The sequence below is a fragment of the Marinobacter qingdaonensis genome, from assembly GCF_034555935.1.
Classification (GTDB): Bacteria; Pseudomonadota; Gammaproteobacteria; order Pseudomonadales; family Oleiphilaceae; genus Marinobacter; species Marinobacter qingdaonensis.
The window spans coordinates 2,944,706-2,962,968 of the sequence record NZ_JAYDCJ010000003.1 but is presented as its reverse complement, the minus strand read 5'-3'; the positions used below and the strand labels follow the sequence as shown (position 1 = coordinate 2,962,968).

Sequence of the window (18,263 nt, the reverse complement as noted above, 5' to 3'; positions counted from 1 at the left end):
AGTCTAGGCCTTGAGACAGGCCTTTGCAGTCAAACCGGGGGTGTCTGCCGATTATGGCCAAAAATGAATCCAGTGTTACGAGGGAAGGGGTGTTTCGGGTCAATTCCCCGTACCAGCCGGCCGGTGATCAGCCGAAGGCGATCGAGGGGCTGGTCGACGGCATCCATTCGGGACTGGCCCATCAGACCCTGCTCGGGGTGACCGGGTCGGGCAAGACCTTCACCATTGCCAATGTGGTGGAGCAGGTCCAGCGGCCGACGATCATCATGGCCCACAACAAGACCCTCGCGGCGCAGCTGTACGGGGAGTTCAAGGAATTCTTCCCGGACAACTCGGTGGAGTATTTCGTCTCCTATTACGACTACTACCAGCCCGAGGCGTACGTGCCCTCGTCCGACACCTTCATCGAGAAAGATGCCTCCATCAACGAGCACATCGAGCAGATGCGGCTGTCGGCCACCAAGGCCCTGCTGGAGCGGCCGGACGCCATCATCGTGGCGACGGTGTCGTCGATCTACGGTCTGGGTGATCCGCAGTCCTACCTGAAAATGATGCTGCACCTGGACCGCGGCGATCAGATTGATCAGCGCTTCATCCTGCGCCGGCTGGCCGAGCTCCAGTACACCCGCAACGACATCGAATTCCACCGGGCCAATTACCGGGTCCGTGGTGACGTCATCGATGTGTTCCCGGCGGAATCGGAGAAAGAGGCGATCCGGATCGAACTGTTCGATGACGAGGTGGAAAACCTCAGCTATTTCGATCCGTTGACCGGTGAAGTGCTGCGCCGGGTCCCCCGGGTCACCATCTACCCGAAGTCCCACTATGTCACGCCCCGCCAGACGGTGCTGGATGCGGTCGAGAACATACGTGTGGAGCTGGACGAGCGCCTGCAGCAGCTGCGGGATAACAATCGGCTGGTGGAGGCGCAGCGACTGGAGGAGCGCACCCGGTACGACATCGAGATGATGATGGAGCTGGGTTACTGCAACGGCATCGAGAACTACTCCCGCTACCTGTCCGGCCGCCGGCCGGGCGAAGCGCCGCCGACGCTGTTCGATTACCTGCCGCCGAATGCCTTGCTGGTGGTGGACGAGTCACACGTGACCATTCCGCAGATCGGCGCCATGTACAAAGGCGACCGGTCCCGCAAGGAAACCCTGGTGGAATACGGCTTCCGCTTGCCCTCGGCGCTGGACAACCGGCCCATGCGTTTCGAGGAGTGGGAGCGGGTCGCGCCGCAGATGATCTTTGTGTCCGCCACCCCGGCCAATTACGAGGCCGAGCACGCCGGCCAGGTGGTGGAGCAGGTGGTCAGGCCGACGGGGCTGCTGGATCCGGAAATCGAGGTTCGGCCGGCCTCGACCCAGGTGGACGATCTGCTGTCCGAGATCCACCGCCGGGTCGCCATCAAGGAGCGGGTGCTGGTCACCACCCTGACCAAGCGTATGGCGGAGGATTTGACCGACTTTCTGATGGAGCACGACATCAAGGTCCGGTACCTGCACTCGGACATCGATACGGTGGAACGGGTGGAGATCATCCGGGATCTGCGTCGGGGCGAGTTTGATGTGCTGGTGGGGATCAACCTGCTGCGGGAAGGCCTGGACATGCCGGAGGTGTCGCTGGTGGCGATCCTGGATGCCGACAAGGAGGGCTTCCTGCGCGCCGAGCGGTCATTGATCCAGACCATCGGCCGGGCTGCGCGGAATGTGAACGGCAAGGCCATACTTTATGGCGACCGCATCACCGGCTCCATGCAGAGGGCCATCGATGAAACCGAGCGGCGCCGGGCCAAGCAGATGGCGCACAACGAGGAGCACGGCATCACGCCCAAGGGGCTGAACAAGAAGATTGCCGACATCATGGAAGGCGCCGGCGGCGGTGGCGGTCGTGGCAAGCGCAAGGCCGAGCGCCCGGGTCAGAAGGCCGCGGAAGAAGCCGAGCAGTACCGGGCCAAGACCGACAACAAGTCGCCGGAAGAGGTGCTCAAGGAAGTGTCCAGGCTGGAGGACGAAATGTACAAGGCCGCCGCCGATCTGGACTTCGAAACCGCGGCCCGGCTTCGGGACGAGATTTCCGAGTTGAAGGAAGCGGCCCTGCGCACTGGCTGATCAGCCGTCCCGCTTCGGGCCGACAATGACCGCGGCCTGGAGCGGCTGCACACTGCCGTAGCGCGACATGCGGTCGAAAATCCGGCGCTCGATCGGCAAGTACTGCTTGTCGGCAACACTCTCGCCGGCGTCGACATCAATTTCCGGGTCGTGCAGGTACACGAACTGGTCGTCGATGGCGCACACGGTCACCCAGTGTGGGACCCGGCTGCGGTTGAGCTGCCAGGTGCTGATCAGGATCACTGGGACACGGCCATCGTGCAGCGCCTGTTCCATGCCGGCCAGGGTTAGCGGGTCGTGGCGCAGTTCGATGCTGGTCTTGCCGATGTCGTGCAGAAAACCCTCGTGCACCAGTTCCAGTACCCGTTTCTTGTCGTCGTTGCGAACCGTGTCCTTGAACAGCGCGCCTTCCTTGCTGATCCACGCGCTTGCGTGAAAGCCCCGATTCCAGGCCGCCAGGGCCAGCCCGTGGGGGCCGCAACCGCCGTGCCCGGCGAGCATGAAAATGGTGGTGGCCTCGCGCCAGAGCTTGAGTTCCTCCAGGGTGGTGACCGGCTGCTGCTCGTCGAGCGCCGCCATGGCCATGATCAGTGCGGCCGGGCCGCAGGAAAATTCCGTGGTCTGGGGGTAATAGGGCACCACCGGAAATTGCCGGGACGGCTCGTAGAACAGGATGCGGCGCTCGAAGCGCAGGGCATCGCCGTGGTCCTCGTAATAGTCCCGGTAGGTGCCGAACTGCCGATAGCCCAGGCGCCGGTACAGGCCGATGGCGGCCCCGTTGTCCTCCCGAACCTCCAGGCGCATCACGATCCTGCCGGCTTCCACCGCCGCCCGTTCTGCCGCGCGCACCAGTTTCTCGCCGGCCCCCTGGCCGCGGGCTTTCGGGGAAACCGCAATGGAATAGATCCGGGCCAATCGGGTGGCGGCGTGCATCAGCATCAGGCAATAGCCGACCAGCTCGTCACCGAGGGTGGCCACGATGATCCGGTCCCTCGGCATGTCCAGGAAGCGGCGAAAACTACGCCGGGAAATCCGATCGTCCGAAAAACACAGGTTCTCCAGGCGGACAAGACTGTCCAGATCGCTGGAGACGGCCTGACGGAGTTGGAGCTGAGGTTCTGACATCGAGGGCAAACCTTGTGAATTCTCAAGTCGGGGCATGCACGGTGCTTCCCTTTCGGCGCTATTATGAGAGACTGCCGGTTACTGGAACATAGCTTAAGTATGCGTAAAAGCACGCATTAATTGACGATTGTGCCGGTATCTGGCCCAGCGTATCTTTGCCAACATCCGTGTGGGCTCCACTGTCAGGGAGGAACGCCTTCAATGTCCCGTTTGCTCATCGTTGTCGACCGCGCCAAGGACTGGTCACCCTATTACCCCAGCGAAGACGTGCTGACGTTCGACCAGTACCTGCAATTCGCCGCGCCGGCGAACAGTCGCGTGCGGGTGATCAACCTCTGTCAGAGCGCCCGCTACCTGAGCCGCGGCTACTACTGTTCGCTGCTGGCTGAAGCCCGCGGGCACCATGTGGTGCCGTCGGTCATGACCCTCAATGACCTGAGCCGGAAGGGCCTGTTTTCCCTGGAGCTGGAGGAGCTGGACGGCGGCGTGGTGGACTGGTTGGAGGCCTCGGGCTCCGCCATTGACCCGGACACGGATGACCGCCAGGCGACCCACGAGGTGAAGGTCCGGACCTATTTCGGCCAGGTCGAGCACCCGGCGCTCAAGCCGGCCGCTCGGGCCCTGTTCGAACGCTTTCCGTGCCCGATCCTAGAGGTCGTGTTCAAGCGCCGCAAAGGCTGGCAGATTGAATCCATGAAGCCGGCGGCGCCCGCCGACCTTGATGAACGCGAGCAGGACCTGTTCGCGGCCGCCCTCGACCGGTTCAGCAGCATGGTCTGGCGCAAGCCCCGAACCCGGCGGCGTTACCGCTACGATCTGGCGGTGCTGGTCAATCCGGAAGAGGAGATGCCGCCCAGCGACAAGGTGGCGCTGAAACGGTTTGAAAAGGCCGGACGGAAACTGGGCATCAACGTCGAGCAGATCACCCGGCGCGATTACATGCGGCTGCCGGAGTACGACGGTCTGTTCATTCGCGAAACCACCAACATCGATCACCACACCTACAGGTTCGCGCGCAAGGCAGAAGCCGAGGGCATGGTGGTGATTGACGATCCGGTGTCGATCCTGCGTTGCACCAACAAGGTGTTCCTGGCGGATCTGCTCAAGAACAACAAGGTGCCAACCCCGAAGACCCTGATCCTGTCCAAGGACCAGAAACAGGCGGTGGAGCAGGTGGTTGCCGAACTCGGCTTTCCGGTGGTGATCAAGATTCCCGACGGCGCCTTTTCCCGTGGGGTGACCAAGGCCGAGGACGAGGCGTCGCTGCGGGCTGGGCTCAAGGAGCTATTCAAGCAGTCGGCCCTGGTGCTGGCCCAGGAATACCTTTACACCGAGTATGACTGGCGCATCGGCGTGCTGGGTGGCCGCGCCATCTATGCCTGCAAGTACATGATGGTGAAAGGCCACTGGCAGATCTACCAGCACGGCGAGTCGGACAGTGCCAGCGGCGATTTCGAAACCCTGCCCACCTACGAGGTGCCCCGGAACGTGATCCAGGCCGCGCTCAATGCCACCAAACTGATTGGCAACGGGCTGTACGGCGTGGATATCAAGCAGTCGGGCAACCGGGTCGCGGTGATCGAGGTGAACGACAACCCGAGCATCGATGCCGGCGTGGAGGATCGTTTCTTAGGCGGCGAGCTATACACCCTGATCATGCAGGAATTCCTGTCCCGCATGGAGGACAACCGGCGTCGATAGGCGCCCGCCTTGGCGGGGGGGCCGGGTCAGGGCCCGCCGACCCAGACCCGGACGCTGCCAAACCAGTCGTACTCGGCCAGCACCCGTCGTATGCGCTCGGCGTCCAGGCCGTGGCTGTCGGTGCCGGTGTCGAAGAACAGTTCCAGGTGCACCTTGTTCTTGAGGTAGTGCAGGCGCAAACGACCGTTGGCGGGCAATTCGCCCACCCGGTCTGACAGCACCGCCCGGATTTCCTCCCGGTCGGGCAGGCGTCCGGACGTTGGCCGGTGGTCTTCGTCGTTCTCGGCGTCAATGTGAAAGTTGATGTCGCGAATGTTGTCCAGGGCATCGCGCATGCCGCGCACCACCTGCATGCCGATCTGGTGCCCCTCGGAGACACTGATGTCCGGTCGTACCACCAGGTGAATATCCAGCAGAATGTCATGGCCCATACGGCGGCTGCGCAATTCGTGCACGTTGCGTACGCCGTCGGTCTGGCGGGCGATGTCCTTGAGCATGCGGGTGTCGTCTGGCGACAGGCCGGTATCCACCAGCTCCTTGACGCTGTCCCAGGTGAACTTCCAGCCCACCCGAATGATGAAGCCGGCAATGACCACCGCGGCCAGCACATCGAGCCAGAGAAAACCGAGCATGGCGCCTGCCGTGGACACCAGCACTACCACCGAGGACAGTGCATCGGTCCGACTGTGCCAGGCGTTGGCAATGATCAGTTCGGAGCGAATGGCCTGACCCACGCGGCGGGTATAGTGGTAAATCCATTCCTTGCCGGCCACCGAGACCGCCGCCGCCACCAGCACCGGCCAGCCCGGCACGATGTTGGCCTCGCCCTGAATCAGTCGGAGGATGTTCTCCCAGGCCAGGGCGGCGCCGACGGCAATCAGGATGCTGCCAAGCACCAGGGTGCCGAAGGTTTCGATGCGCTGGTGGCCGTAGGGGTGGTCCTGGTCCGGCTCCTGGCGGGAAATGCGCATGACCCCGAGCACCACCAGGTCGGAGGCGACGTCGCTGAAGGAGTGGATGCCGTCAACGAGCAGGGCCTGGGAGTTGAACAGGGCGCCGGCGGTCACCTTGATGGTGCCGAGTACCGCATCCAGTACCATGCCGATGAGGGTGACCCGAGAGGCTGCCTTCACTTCCCGGGCCAGATTGTCGCGACGTTCAGCCGGTGAGGCGGTCTCGTCCATCGGGAGCTCCGGTCGCTGGGGGAGTGTTCAGTATAACCTTATTCCCCGCGCCCGCGAGGGCGCTGAAATCCGGTCTGGCGCGCACCATTTATGCACAATGTTGCTGAACTGTGACCGGCTAACATTTTGTCCATCTTTACTCAATAGCCTGCCTAAAAAAATATAAGCTACTGAAAAATAACGCTATTTTAACTGGTTAAAAAATGATCAATCTGTAGGCTGGCGCAGTTATCAAGGGTTGGCAACCGTTGCCCCGCGATTTTCAACAGGGTTATCCACAGAATCCGTGGAAAAGCTTTGTGGACCTCCCCAGTTCGGTCATCTCGCTCGGATTTTTCGGGCGGGAAGGATGCTGTGGAAAACTTCCGGTATACTCCCGCCACCGATTGGCAAGGAGGTTTCTGATGTACGGCGTTATTCGCAACCTGTTGTTCCGGCTCCCACCGGAGCAGGCCCACACCGTGGCACTGAACGGCCTGGATGCTCTCAATCGACTGGGCTTGCTGGGCGCCTTTGCCCCCAAGGTCGCGCCGATGCCGGTACGGGTCATGGGCCTGGATTTTCCCAATCCGGTGGGCCTGGCGGCCGGACTGGACAAGAACGCCGACCATCTGGATGCCCTGGGCGCCCTGGGGTTTGGTTTTATCGAGGTGGGCACGGTGACCCCGCTGGCGCAGCCGGGCAATCCCAAGCCTCGCATGTTCCGCTTGCCCGAACATCAGGCCCTGATCAATCGCATGGGCTTCAACAACGAGGGCCTGGAGCATCTACTGGCCCAGGTCGACCGCCGTCGCTACCAGGGCGTGCTGGGTATCAACGTGGGCAAGAACAAGGACACGCCCAACGAGGAGTCCGAATCGGATTACCGCAAGGGCATTGCGGCGGTCTACACCCGGGCCGACTACATCACCGTGAACGTGTCCTCGCCAAATACCCCGGGCCTGCGGGATCTGCAGTTTGGGGACTCCCTGAAGCAGCTGCTGGCAGCGATCAAGGATGAGCAGCGGCAGTGTGAGAAGAACCACGGCCGCTATGTGCCGATCGCGGTGAAAATCGCGCCGGACATGGACGATGACGGCATTCGCTTTGTGGCTTCGGCGCTGAAGGAAACCGGCCTGGACGGGGTGATCGCCACCAACACCACAATCAGTCGGGACGCAGTCGCCGGGCATCAGTTCGCCGACGAGACCGGGGGACTGAGTGGAGCGCCGGTCCGGACGCCATCTTTACGGGTGATCGAGGGCCTGTACGCCGAGCTTGGCGAGTCCCTGCCGATCATTGGTGTGGGCGGAATCACCGACGGTGAGAGTGCGGCGGAGAAGATTCGTGCGGGCGCCAAATTGGTTCAGGTCTACACCGGCTTTATCTACCGGGGACCGGCACTGATTCGCGAGGCCTGCGAGGCCATTCGGCGCCTGGAGCCGCGCCCCTGAAGGGGAGGCAAAAAAATGGGCCCGCTTAGCGGGCCCGTGCGGGGAATGAACCCCGTGGCGATTTATCGCATGGTACGGGGCGGGAGGCCCCGTTTCGGTTTATCAGTAAACTGCTTCGAGTTGTGTACAAAAGACCAGATTAAGATCCGGGGTCTCGTTGAATTTCAGTGATTGTCACGCCGACGTGACGTTGGAAAGTTTGTGTATACCGGAAACTCCGGTCATGCCCTCCCAGTTATCGGTGCGGCCTTCACGCCAACCGTTTAACCATTCCTGACGCACTTCGGATTGTTCGGAGGGGCAGCTGTCTTTAGGTTTGCCAGATACGCCGGCGAGATAACCCCGCTTGAATGCACGAGCGTAAACGTCTCTTTTCTGTCTTTTCATGCCGTTCCTCACTGATGGATTAACAGAACAAGCGTGTACACATCTGCCGTGGCCTCGACAGGTGGGACCCACTCCGGGATAACCCACTATTGTCAGCTCCAGCCAGAGCAGTCAGGATCCTGTTAACGGAGGGCGTTTTTGGCCTCCGGAACGACGCGTCACCTACAAGGTAAGTCGAACCTCGCGCGGATGTACACTAATTATTTCGTCTATATGACGTTTTTCTTATAGTTGAGTGAAATAAAAAACCGGCGGTGTCCCTGATTAAAGCCGCCATTCCAGAAACTTACCTGAAGCCTATGCAACCGGGAGCAAACCTTGTCCAAAACCGTCTTTTTCGTAACCTGCCCGAAGGGTGTTGAGTATCTTCTGGCGGACGAACTCAGCAGTTTCGGACTGTCATCGGTGCGTAACGCCCCGGCCGGTGTCTGGGCTGAGGGCACGCTGGAAGCCGGCTACCGGACCTGTCTCTGGTCGCGCCTGGCCAACCGGGTGATCCTGCACCTGGACGAGGCGGATGCCCGGTCCGGGGACGCGCTCTATGACGGCGTGGTGCACATGGACTGGCAGCAGCACATTCCCGTGCAAGGCAGTTTCCGAGTCAATTTCCTGGGCCAGAACGATGCCATTCGTAACACCCAGTTTGGGGCCCAGCGGGTCAAGGACGGCATCGTCGACCGGTTCCGCGCCAACGGCGGCCAGCGTCCCTCGGTCGCCGCCAGTGACCCTGATGTCACCGTATCCGCCCGTTTGAATCGGGGGCGCCTGTCCCTGGGCATCGATCTGAGTGGTCACAGCCTGCATCGTCGGGGCTACCGGACGGAGAAAGGGGCAGCGCCCCTGAAGGAAAACCTCGCGGCCGCCTTGCTGATGCGCGCCGGATGGCCCGAACTGGCACAGGCCGGTGGCGATTTTCTTGACCCCATGTGCGGCTCCGGCACCCTGGTGATCGAGGCCGCCATGATGGCGCTGGATCTCGCGCCCGGGCGCAAGCAGGAGCGGTTTGGCTTTGAGGCCTGGCTGGGCCATCAGCCGGAACTCTGGCTGGCCTTGCGTCAGGAGGCCGAGCGTCGGGCCCACGACGGCAAACAGGGACCGCTGCCGCGGATGCAGGGCTTTGATCAGGATCCGCGGGTGATCGCCACCGCTCGCAACAACCTGCGTCGGGCCGGCCTGGAGGGGCTGGTCGAGATGCAGGCCTGCCCGGTGGCTGACCTGGCCCTGGACGACGGCTGGGCAACCACCGGACTGGTGCTGACCAACCCGCCCTACGGTGAGCGGTTGAGCGAGCGGCGCGAGCTGGGCGGTTTGTACCAGGCCCTGGGCGATGCGGTGAAACGTCTGGTGCCGGGCTGGCGTCTGGGGGTGTTTTCCGGCGCGCCGGAGTACGGTAAGTCCATCGGTCTGCGCAGTTACAAGCAGTACAAGCTGTTCAACGGCAAACTGCCCGCCCAGCTGTTGCTGTTCAGTGTCGACGAGGCCAGCGTCCGGACGCCGCGGGAGCCGGATGTTCCCGGCGAAATCACGCCCCGGGTAAGCAACGAAGAGCGGGCGGCCATGCTGCGGAACCGGTTGAAGAAAAATCTGAAAACCGTCGGCCAGTGGGCGCGCAAGCAGGGCATTGGCTGTTACCGGCTCTACGACGCTGATATGCCGGAATTCGCGCTGGCGATTGACGTCTACGAGGGCAGGGTGCACGTGCAGGAGTACGCCGCTCCCAAGTCGGTGGACGAGCGCTCGGCGCGGGAACGTCTGGCCGAGGCGCTGGCCGTGATCCCCGAGGCCCTGGGCATCGACCGCGACGCCCTGGTCTGCAAGCAGCGGCAGCGCCAGTCCGGCACCAGCCAATATGAGAAGCAGGCGGCCAGTGGCGAGTTTTTCCAGGTCCACGAGCACGGCTGTGCCCTGAAAGTGAATCTGAAGGATTACCTGGACACCGGTCTGTTCCTGGACCACCGTCCGGTCCGGCACTGGATCCAGCAGCACGCCCAAGGCAAGCGGTTCCTGAACCTGTTCTGCTACACCGGGGCGGCGACGGTCCATGCGGTGGTCGGAGGCGCCAGCCGTTCCCTGAGCCTGGATATGTCCAAAACCTACGTGGGCTGGGCCCGGGACAACCTGGCGCTCAACGGTGCCGATCCCAGACGACACGCGGTGGAGCAGGCCGATTGTCTGGCCTGGCTGGCGGCGCCGGCGTCTCCGGACCAGCGTTATGATCTGATCTTCATGGACCCGCCCACCTTCTCCAACTCCGCCCGCATGGCCGGTGTGCTGGATATCCAGAAAGATCACGCCCGACTCATTCGCCAGGCCATGACCCGCCTGAACAGCGAGGGTCTGCTGATCTTCTCGAACAATTTCCGTCGGTTCCGGCTTGATGAAGACCTGGCGTCAGAGTTCGATATTCAGGAAGTGAGTCAAAGCACCCTGGATCGGGATTTCCAGCGCAATGCCCGCATTCACCGGTGCTGGCACATCCGTCACCGGGCCTGAGTCAGAATTCGTAGCGCAGGCCGCCGGAGAACTGGAAGGTATTGATGTCCGAGGGCGTGTCTTCGAACAGCTTGCCACCTTCCAGTACCAGGTAGGTGTGGTCGAGGATTTCGAAATCCAGGCCGGCCAGCCAGCTCACACTGAAGCTGCTGTCGGGAAAATCCTCAGACAGGCCGGGAAAGTCCTCCACCGCCTCGGCACTGGTGAGCTTGGCCTCCCCCTGGATGTGGGAGAAGCCGAACTGGCCATAGACGTTGGCGTAGTCGGTCAGGGGATAATGCATGCCGATGTACCAGCTGGCATAGTAATCGATGGCCAGCTTGGCGTCCTTGGGGCGCAGGTCGGCGTCCTCCAGGCCCATGCCGGCCCGGACCTCCACATGAAAGCGTTCGGTGATGTGATGGCCGACCACCAGGGTGGCGCCGGAGCCCCAGCCTTCGGTCGTGGTGCGCACCCGCCGGTCGTCTACCTCAACAATTTCCACCGCCGAACGGTGATTGAGCAGGGTCCCGTACAGGCCGATGTAATGCAGATCCTCCCGAATAGTCTCCTCGGCCTGGGGCGCCGGAGACGTGAAGGCAAGGACCGGGAGCAGGGTGGACAGCAGGGCGGTTCGGACAACCTGGTTCATTGTTATCGGGCTTCCTGACGTGGGCGGATACGGGCCTGATTCTGCCTTCTGTAACCGTTTGTTACGTCGACCCATGTCACACTTCCCTGTGTCGGCGCCCGCCGGGGTCAGTCCGGGTCCAGCAGACCTTCCTCGCGCGCCAGCAGGAGCAGGGCATAGACGCCATTTTCCGGCAGTTGCGGCTCCAGGCCCTCATCGATCATCAACTGCCGCCGGCGATCTTCCAGGCTGTCGCTGTCCAGGCCGGTGATCAGCTCGGTGATCGGCGCGATTTCGAACGGGGGTTCCTGGCCCACGGCGCTGAACAGCTTGTCGATCAGGATCTCGTCCGGGTCCAGGCCATCCACGTACACGGTCTGGTCCGGCAGGTCGGCGTGCAGCTCCCGGGCCAGTTCCAGCAGCGGCACGCCTTGTTCCCCCAGGTATCGGAGGTCGACGTCGCCCAGGTCGCCGTCGTCCGGCAGCCAGTCGTCTTCCGGGGTGATGACCACGGTTTTCATGCGGCCGTCGGCGAGGGACCAGGCCATGGCGACCGGGAACAGGGCGTCGTCGGTCTGGCAGTATTCGATATCGAGAAATCTCGGTGCTTGCACGCAGAGCTCCGGTAGTGACAGGTAAATGAGGGACCGGCGGTGAGGATTTCCGGTCACCCGGTATGAGCCGTTCAGGCTTCATGCGATACTGTGGGCGCCATTATCATTCAATCAGGGGCATCATGGAACACGCTGAATTTAACAATGATCTGCTGACCTTTCTGGACTCGTCGCCAACACCCTGGCACGCAGTGGCGACGATGAAAAGCCGGCTCGATGCGGCCGGTTTCGAACCACTCGATGAAAAAGACGACTGGTCGCTGGCTCCGGGCCAGGGCTATTACGTGATCCGCAACGGCTCCTCCATAATCGCGTTCCGCACCGGCAAACGGGAGGTCACCAACTCCGGCATCCGCATGGTCGGCGCCCACACGGACAGCCCCTGCCTGAAGGTCAAACCGAGCCCGGAGCTGCGCCGCAAGGGGTTTTTCCAGCTGGGCGTGGAAGTCTATGGCGGCGTGCTGCTGAACCCCTGGTTCGATCGTGACCTGTCGCTGGCCGGCCGGGTGACCGTGCTCGACGAGGACGGCCAGGTCCGTGACACGCTGGTGGATTTCCGCAAGCCGGTGGCGTTCATCCCCAGCCTGGCGATCCACCTCGACCGCGAGGCCAACAGCAATCGCACGGTGAATCCGCAGACCGATTTGCCCCCGGTGCTGATGCAGGTGCCCGAAAGCGACAGCACCAGTTTCGTGGACCTGCTCCGACAGCAGGTGGCCAGCGACACCGGGGTGAAGGCGCGCAAGGTGCTGGGTTACGAGCTGAGTTTCTACGACGCCCAGGGCGCGTCGTTTGTCGGTCTGCGGGACGAATTCATTGCCTCGGCCCGGCTCGACAACCTGCTCAGTTGCTACATCGGGTTGCAGTCCCTGTTGCACGCCTCCGGTGATGAGGCGGCGTTGCTGGTCTGTAATGACCACGAGGAAGTGGGCAGCATGTCCGCCGAAGGTGCCCAGGGGCCGTTCCTGACGTCGGTCCTGGAGCGCTGGTGTGGTGCCGGCAAGTCCCGGTCAATTGCCCGATCGATGATGGTGTCGGCGGACAACGCCCACGGCATCCACCCCAACTACATGGACCGGCACGATGAGAACCACGGGCCGTTGCTGAACCAGGGACCGGTCATCAAGATCAACCACAACCAGCGCTACGCCACCAACAGCCGGTCCGCCGCCATCTACCGGCACATCAGTGACGAGCTGGGCCTGCCTCACCAGTCATTCGTGGTGCGCAGCGACATGGGCTGTGGCAGCACCATCGGACCGCTGACGGCCGGCAACCTGGGGGTGACCACCCTCGACATCGGCGTGCCGCAATTCGGCATGCACTCGATCCGGGAGCTCATCGGAACCGAAGACGGCTATACTTTGTTCCGGGTGCTGACGGAATTCATGCAGCGGGAGCAGATTTTCTGAGGCATGAAACGAAAAATGCCGCTGCTTCGTAAGAAGTAGCGGCATTCCGGAATAAGTGGCTCCCCGAGCTGGGCTCGAACCAGCGACAAACGGATTAACAGTCCGTTGCTCTACCAACTGAGCTATCGGGGAACAGCATCAAAGTGACGCGCATATTAAGTGCTTTGATGGACCGGGTCAACCCCCTGAATTAAAAGGTTAAAAATTGTACGGAAGTCAGTGTTCAGAGGTGCATAGTGACAGGGAGGTGTCGTTATGACTGCGTTCGAATCCGCCCCGCATCCCGTGCCCGTCAACGTTCGTCCGGATCGAATGCGATACCAGCCGCCACCCTGGCTGCGAAACGGACACGTCCAGTCCATCTGGCCCACCCTGTTCCGGCGCGTCGGCAATTTCACCCCCGAGCGGGAATTGCTGGCCACCGACGATGACGACGAGCTGCACCTGGACTGGTATCGCCAGGGCAGTGATCGATTGGCGGTTGTGTCCCATGGCCTGGAAGGCCACAGCCGACGCCCCTACGTTCTGGGCATGACCCGGGCTCTGTTGAGCGCCGGCTGGGACGTCCTGGCCTGGAATTACCGTTCCTGCGGCGGCGTGATGAACCGGCAGCCAAGGTTTTACCACAGCGGCGCCACCGGCGATCTGGCCCGGGTGATCGAGCATGGGCTCGTCATGCCCTACAAGCGGTTGTTCCTGTCCGGTTTCAGCATGGGTGGCAACCTCACCCTGTTGTACCTGGGGGAGCAGGGCGAACGGGTCGATAGCCGGATCTGCGGTGCTGCGACGTTTTCCGTCCCGTGCGACCTCGCCGGCAGTGCCGAGGTGCTGTCCCGGCCCAGCCGAAAGATCTACATGAATCGGTTTCTCAAGGATCTGCATCGAAAAATGCAGGAAAAAGCGGAAAAGTTTCCGGACCTGATCGATGTGGCCGGGTTCGAGTCGATTCGCAATTTCCAGCAGTTCGATGACCGCTATACCGCGCCCCTGCACGGCTTCCGGGATGCCAGCGATTACTGGGCCCGGGCGTCCGCGCTCGGCCGTCTTCGGGACATTCGGGTGCCGGCGCTGATGGTCAACGCCGCCGACGACCCGTTCCTGTCCGAACGCTGTTTTCCGGAGTCCCGTCGGGTGCTCGGGGCCCACGTCCGCTTCGAGGCGCCGCGCTGGGGTGGGCACGTCGGGTTTGTCGAGCACGCCCGGGATGGCTATTACTGGTCTGAACGCCGGGCAATCGCCTTTTTACAGGGCGTGGCGTCCTAGCAAAGGGGTTTGGGCCGTCAATGCAGGGTCGATTCCAGCACCGGCCACACGTTGTCGAGCAACTGGGGCTGGGCGTCGACGCTGGGGTGAATGCCGTCGTCCTGCATCATGCCGTCCTGGTCGTAGATCCCCTGGAGAAAGAAGGGAACCAACGCCGTGTCGTATCGGTCTGACAGGGTCGGGTAGATATCGGCGAACATCTGGGTATAGCGCTGGCCGTAATTCGGTGGAATCTGCATGCCCACGAGTATGGCTCTGGCCCCTGAGTCCTGGACCAGGGCGATCATCTCTGCCAGATTGGCCTCGATAACCTGGGGCGGAAAGCCGCGCAAGCCGTCGTTGCCGCCCAGTTCGATCAGCACAACATCCGGCTCGTTATCCTCCAGCAGGCCTGGCAAGCGCCGCGCCCCGCCATCGGTGGTTTCGCCGCTGATGCTGGCATTGACGACCTGCCACTGGGACAGGCCGTTGCGGTCGAGACGCTGCTTCAGTAGCTGGACCCAGGCTTGCTCGGTCGGGACACCGTAGGCGGCACTCAGGCTGTCGCCCAGAATCAGCAGGGTGTTCTGGCTTGCCAGCGCTGGCGCGGCCAAGCAGGCTAGCAAAAGGAACAGTATTGATCTGACGGTCTGTCGTGCCGTATCCATAAACGAATTGCCCAATGTTGCCCTATGAACCACACCCATTTTCGGGAGCTGCCGTGAACCAGATGACTGATTTTAACGCCGACCGTTCCAGCCCTATGCTTCGGGTCGAGAACCTCACCCATCGGGTGACACTGGAAACCGATACGCTGACGATCTTGCAGGGGGTCAGTCTGGAAATCAATCGGGGAGAGTCCGTAGCCATTGTTGGCCGGTCTGGCTCGGGCAAGACCACGCTCCTGGGCTTGCTGGCCGGGCTGGATACCCCCAGTGAGGGCACCGTGGAGCTGGACGGTGCGATCATCAGCCGGCTGTCCGAGGATGAGCGGGCGCAACTGAGGGCGCGCCGGGTCGGTTTCGTGTTCCAGTCGTTTCAGCTCCTGCCGGCGCTGACGGCCCTTGAAAACGTGATGCTGCCGTTGGAGTTGGCGGGCATGGCGTCCCCGGAAACCCGTGCCCGCGAGCTGCTGGGCCGGGTCGGGTTGGGCGAGCGCCTCAGCCACACGCCGAGGCAGCTGTCCGGGGGCGAGCAGCAGCGGGTCGCGATTGCCCGGGCCTTTGCCTCCGAGCCGGCCATCCTGTTCGCCGACGAGCCTACCGGCAACCTGGACAACCGGACCGGCCAGGCGGTGTCCGACCTGTTGATGGAACTGAACCGGGAGCAGGGCACCACACTGGTCATGGTCACCCACGACGAACACCTGGCGGCGCGGTGCCGACGCCAGTTCCACATTGAGGCGGGGATTCTGACTGAGCCTGAAATGGCCGAGGAGCTGGCGCACTGATGGCGGCCTCAAACAAGCTGATGTCGGTCGGGCGCGACTGGCGGGAACGGGACGTGCGCGTGGTGCTCTCGGCACTGATCATCGCTGTGGCCACAGTGGCAACCATTGCCCTGTTTGCGGGGCAGTTGCAGCGGACCCTGGTGTCGTCGGCCAGCTCGTTCCTGGCCGCGGATCGGCAACTGGAAGCCGAGAACGGCCGGGAAATCCCGGCCGAATGGCTGACCCGGGCCCAGGCGTCGGGCCTGGCCATCGGGCGCATGGTGGAATTCTCCACCATGGTGTTCGGCACCGGCGGCTTCCAGCTGGTGTCGGTGAAGGCGGTCAGCAATGAGTACCCGCTGCGCGGCCAGATCGAAATCCAGCGCGGTGCCGAGAGCCCGCGTCAGCAGGTGGCGGCCGGCCCGAAACCGGGCGAGGTCTGGATCAATCCCCGCCTGCTGCGCCTGCTGGAGCTGGACATCGGTGACACCCTGGAAGTGGGCAACCGAAACCTGACGGTGTCGGGCTTGCTGATCCGGGAACCGGACGGCGGCTTCCGGCTGTCGGCGCTGGCGCCCCGGGTCATGATGCACGTGGACGACGTCCGCTCGACGGGGGTGATTCAGGAAGGCAGTCGGGTTGAATACGTCTACCTGTTTGCCGGCGACGAGGCCGCCCTTGAGGACTATTACAGCTGGCTGGAGCCCCGGTTGGAGCCGAGTCATGAGTGGGAGGGGGTACGCGACGGCGAGACCTTCTCGCGTTCGCTCGAGCGGGCGGAGCGTTTCCTGCTGCTCGGCGGCAGCCTGGCGGTGCTGTTGGCCGCGGTCGCCGTCGCGGTGGCCAGCCGCCAGTATGCCCTGTCCCAGCGGGATACGGTGGCACTGCTGAAAACCCTGGGGCTGCGCAGCCGCGGCATTGGCGCGCTCTACCTGCGGCGGCTGGCGCTGTGGGGCGTGGCTGGCGTGGTGGGCGGCCTGATGGTGGCCCTGCCGGTGTTCTGGCTGCTGACCCGGCTGCTGAGCGACGTGCTCGAGCGCCCCGTGGAATTCTACCTCGACCCGATGGCGCTGGTGCCGGCCCTGCTGACCGCCCTGGTCTCCCTGTTCGCTTTCGCCTTCCCGCCGATTCGACGGCTGCGGCATGTACCGGCCATGCGGGTCTTGCGCAGTCAGCCCGGAGAAACCGGTCGGGAAGCGCTGCCGGACATCGCGCTGGCGATTGTCGCGGTGTTTGGCCTGGTCTGGTTGTACGCCGGTGAGGTGAACCTGGTGGTGTCGTTGCTCGCGGGTCTGGTGCTTTTGCTGGGCGTGCTGGGCCTGCTGGGCTGGGGCCTGGTGGCGCTGCTGCGCAAAGTACGCGGGGGCGGCAATGCCTGGCGCCTGGCCCTGGTGGGGCTGTACCGGCACCGACGCGCCAGTCTCTCTCAGATGGCGGTGTTTGCCATGACCCTGATGCTGGCGGCGACGCTGGTGCTGGTGCGGACGTCGCTGCTGGACGACTGGCAGGCCCAGTTGCCCCAGGACGCCCCCAACCATTTCCTGATCAACATCGCGCCGGACGCCGTCGACGACGTTGGGGCCTTCTGGCAGGAGCGCGGGCAACCACTTGATACGCTCTACCCGATGGTGCGCGGTCGACTCACCGGGCTGAACGGCCAGCCGGTGAAGGAAGCGGTGAGCAAGGACGAGCGCATCGGCGCTCTGAATAGGGAGTTGAACCTGACCTGGATGTCGTCCCTGCCCGAGGACAACGAAGTGGTCCAGGGCCAGTGGTTTGCGGCGGATGACCAGCGCGGGGTGTCGGTGGAGGCGGAGTTGGCGGAACGGCTGGGCCTGGTTCTGGGCGACCGCCTGACGTTCACCATCGGTTCGGAAACGGTGACCGAGTCGGTGACCAGCATCCGCACCGTCCAGTGGGACAGCATGAAGCCGAACTTCTACATGGCGTTCCCGCCCGATGGCGGGCTGTCCGACATGCCGGCCACCTGGATCACCAGCTTCTACCTGCCGGCGGACCAGAAATCGGCGCTCAACGCCTTTTCCCGGCAGTTCCCGACCGTGTCGGTGCTGGAGATCGATCACATCATTGAGCGGATCCAGCAGATCGTCCGCCAGGTGACCCAGGCCATCGAGGCGATCCTGGCGCTGATTCTGGCCGCGGCGCTGGTGGTGATGGCGGCGGTGGTCAGCGCTACGCTTCGGGACCGCCAGCGCGAGGGCGCACTGCTGCGAACCTTAGGCGGCCGTCAGACCCTGCTGGTGCGCAGTACCATGCTGGAATTTGCCCTGTTGGGTGGTTTTGCCGGGCTGCTCGGTGTCGCCGCCGCCGAAGCCGCGGTCTGGGCACTGCAGTTCCGGATGTTCGAGGGCAGCTTCAGCTGGCACTGGCAGGTGGTGTTGCCGGTACCGCTGATCAGTGCCGTGGTGCTGGCGCTGTTTGGGCGCTGGCAGCTCAGGCCGGTTCTGAACGTCTCGCCCATGCTGCTGCTGCGACGGCTGGAGTAGCCGTCACACCAG

14 protein-coding genes and 1 tRNA gene are annotated in these 18,263 nt (G+C 63.1%); 8 read left to right on the top strand and 7 right to left on the bottom strand.

What is annotated here, in order from left to right; genetic code table 11:
- Nucleotides 1-53 precede the first annotated feature (53 nt).
- On the top strand, nt 54-2,114 hold the full coding sequence (gene uvrB / locus U5822_RS16795; protein WP_322856756.1) for an excinuclease ABC subunit UvrB: 2,061 nt from the start codon (nt 54-56) through the stop codon (nt 2,112-2,114).
- On the opposite strand, the gene U5822_RS16790 is transcribed toward uvrB, so the two are convergent.
- Nucleotides 2,115-3,239 carry a GNAT family N-acetyltransferase/peptidase C39 family protein gene (locus U5822_RS16790; RefSeq protein ID WP_322856755.1) on the bottom strand — a complete coding sequence of 375 codons (1,125 nt, stop codon included), beginning with the start codon at nt 3,237-3,239 and terminating at the stop codon, nt 2,115-2,117.
- Between the two features lie 201 nt (nt 3,240-3,440).
- Between U5822_RS16790 and U5822_RS16785 the strand changes: the two genes are divergently transcribed.
- Nucleotides 3,441-4,940, top strand: a complete 1,500-nt coding sequence (locus U5822_RS16785) for a RimK family protein (RefSeq protein ID WP_322856754.1) — start codon at nt 3,441-3,443, stop codon at nt 4,938-4,940.
- 26 nt (nt 4,941-4,966) lie between these two features.
- On the opposite strand, the gene U5822_RS16780 is transcribed toward U5822_RS16785, so the two are convergent.
- On the bottom strand, nt 4,967-6,124 hold the full coding sequence (locus tag U5822_RS16780) for a cation diffusion facilitator family transporter (protein WP_322856753.1): 1,158 nt from the start codon (nt 6,122-6,124) through the stop codon (nt 4,967-4,969).
- Nucleotides 6,125-6,528: 404 nt separating this feature from the next.
- On the opposite strand from U5822_RS16780, the gene U5822_RS16775 reads away from it, so the two are divergent.
- Nucleotides 6,529-7,557: a quinone-dependent dihydroorotate dehydrogenase gene (locus U5822_RS16775; protein ID WP_322856752.1), complete on the top strand. Its 1,029-nt coding sequence runs from the start codon at nt 6,529-6,531 to the stop codon at nt 7,555-7,557.
- A gap of 174 nt (nt 7,558-7,731) precedes the next feature.
- On the opposite strand, the gene rmf is transcribed toward U5822_RS16775, so the two are convergent.
- A complete protein-coding gene (gene rmf / locus U5822_RS16770; RefSeq protein ID WP_322856751.1) occupies nt 7,732-7,944 on the bottom strand; it encodes a ribosome modulation factor in 213 nt (70 codons plus the stop codon).
- Nucleotides 7,945-8,262: 318 nt separating this feature from the next.
- Here rmf and rlmKL point away from each other — a divergent pair, with 318 nt between their 5' ends.
- On the top strand, nt 8,263-10,437 hold the full coding sequence (gene rlmKL, locus U5822_RS16765) for a bifunctional 23S rRNA (guanine(2069)-N(7))-methyltransferase RlmK/23S rRNA (guanine(2445)-N(2))-methyltransferase RlmL (RefSeq protein WP_322856750.1): 2,175 nt from the start codon (nt 8,263-8,265) through the stop codon (nt 10,435-10,437).
- Between the two features lies 1 nt (nt 10,438).
- On the opposite strand, the gene U5822_RS16760 is transcribed toward rlmKL, so the two are convergent.
- Complete coding sequence (locus U5822_RS16760; protein ID WP_322856749.1) at nt 10,439-11,068, bottom strand: outer membrane beta-barrel protein; 630 nt, start codon at nt 11,066-11,068, stop codon at nt 10,439-10,441.
- A 107-nt stretch (nt 11,069-11,175) separates the two neighbouring features.
- On the bottom strand, nt 11,176-11,661 hold the full coding sequence (locus U5822_RS16755) for a hypothetical protein (protein WP_322856748.1): 486 nt from the start codon (nt 11,659-11,661) through the stop codon (nt 11,176-11,178).
- A 122-nt stretch (nt 11,662-11,783) separates the two neighbouring features.
- On the opposite strand from U5822_RS16755, the gene U5822_RS16750 reads away from it, so the two are divergent.
- Complete coding sequence (locus tag U5822_RS16750; RefSeq protein ID WP_322856747.1) at nt 11,784-13,073, top strand: M18 family aminopeptidase; 1,290 nt, start codon at nt 11,784-11,786, stop codon at nt 13,071-13,073.
- Between the two features lie 56 nt (nt 13,074-13,129).
- On the opposite strand, the gene U5822_RS16745 is transcribed toward U5822_RS16750, so the two are convergent.
- Nucleotides 13,130-13,205 (bottom strand) — tRNA-Asn (locus U5822_RS16745).
- A gap of 123 nt (nt 13,206-13,328) precedes the next feature.
- Here U5822_RS16745 and U5822_RS16740 point away from each other — a divergent pair.
- Nucleotides 13,329-14,336, top strand: coding sequence for a YheT family hydrolase (locus U5822_RS16740; protein WP_322856746.1), 1,008 nt, complete (start codon nt 13,329-13,331; stop codon nt 14,334-14,336).
- A 17-nt stretch (nt 14,337-14,353) separates the two neighbouring features.
- On the opposite strand, the gene U5822_RS16735 is transcribed toward U5822_RS16740, so the two are convergent.
- Nucleotides 14,354-14,983: an arylesterase gene (locus tag U5822_RS16735; protein WP_322856745.1), complete on the bottom strand. Its 630-nt coding sequence runs from the start codon at nt 14,981-14,983 to the stop codon at nt 14,354-14,356.
- A gap of 62 nt (nt 14,984-15,045) precedes the next feature.
- Between U5822_RS16735 and U5822_RS16730 the strand changes: the two genes are divergently transcribed.
- Together U5822_RS16730 and U5822_RS16725 are read left to right on the top strand one after the other, a co-directional pair.
- Entirely contained in the window at nt 15,046-15,765 is a 720-nt protein-coding gene (locus tag U5822_RS16730; RefSeq protein ID WP_322856953.1) for an ABC transporter ATP-binding protein, read from the top strand.
- Nucleotides 15,765-18,251: an ABC transporter permease gene (locus U5822_RS16725; protein ID WP_322856744.1), complete on the top strand. Its 2,487-nt coding sequence runs from the start codon at nt 15,765-15,767 to the stop codon at nt 18,249-18,251. The genes U5822_RS16730 and U5822_RS16725 overlap by 1 nt, the downstream gene beginning before the upstream one ends.
- Nucleotides 18,252-18,263: the final 12 nt, after the last annotated feature.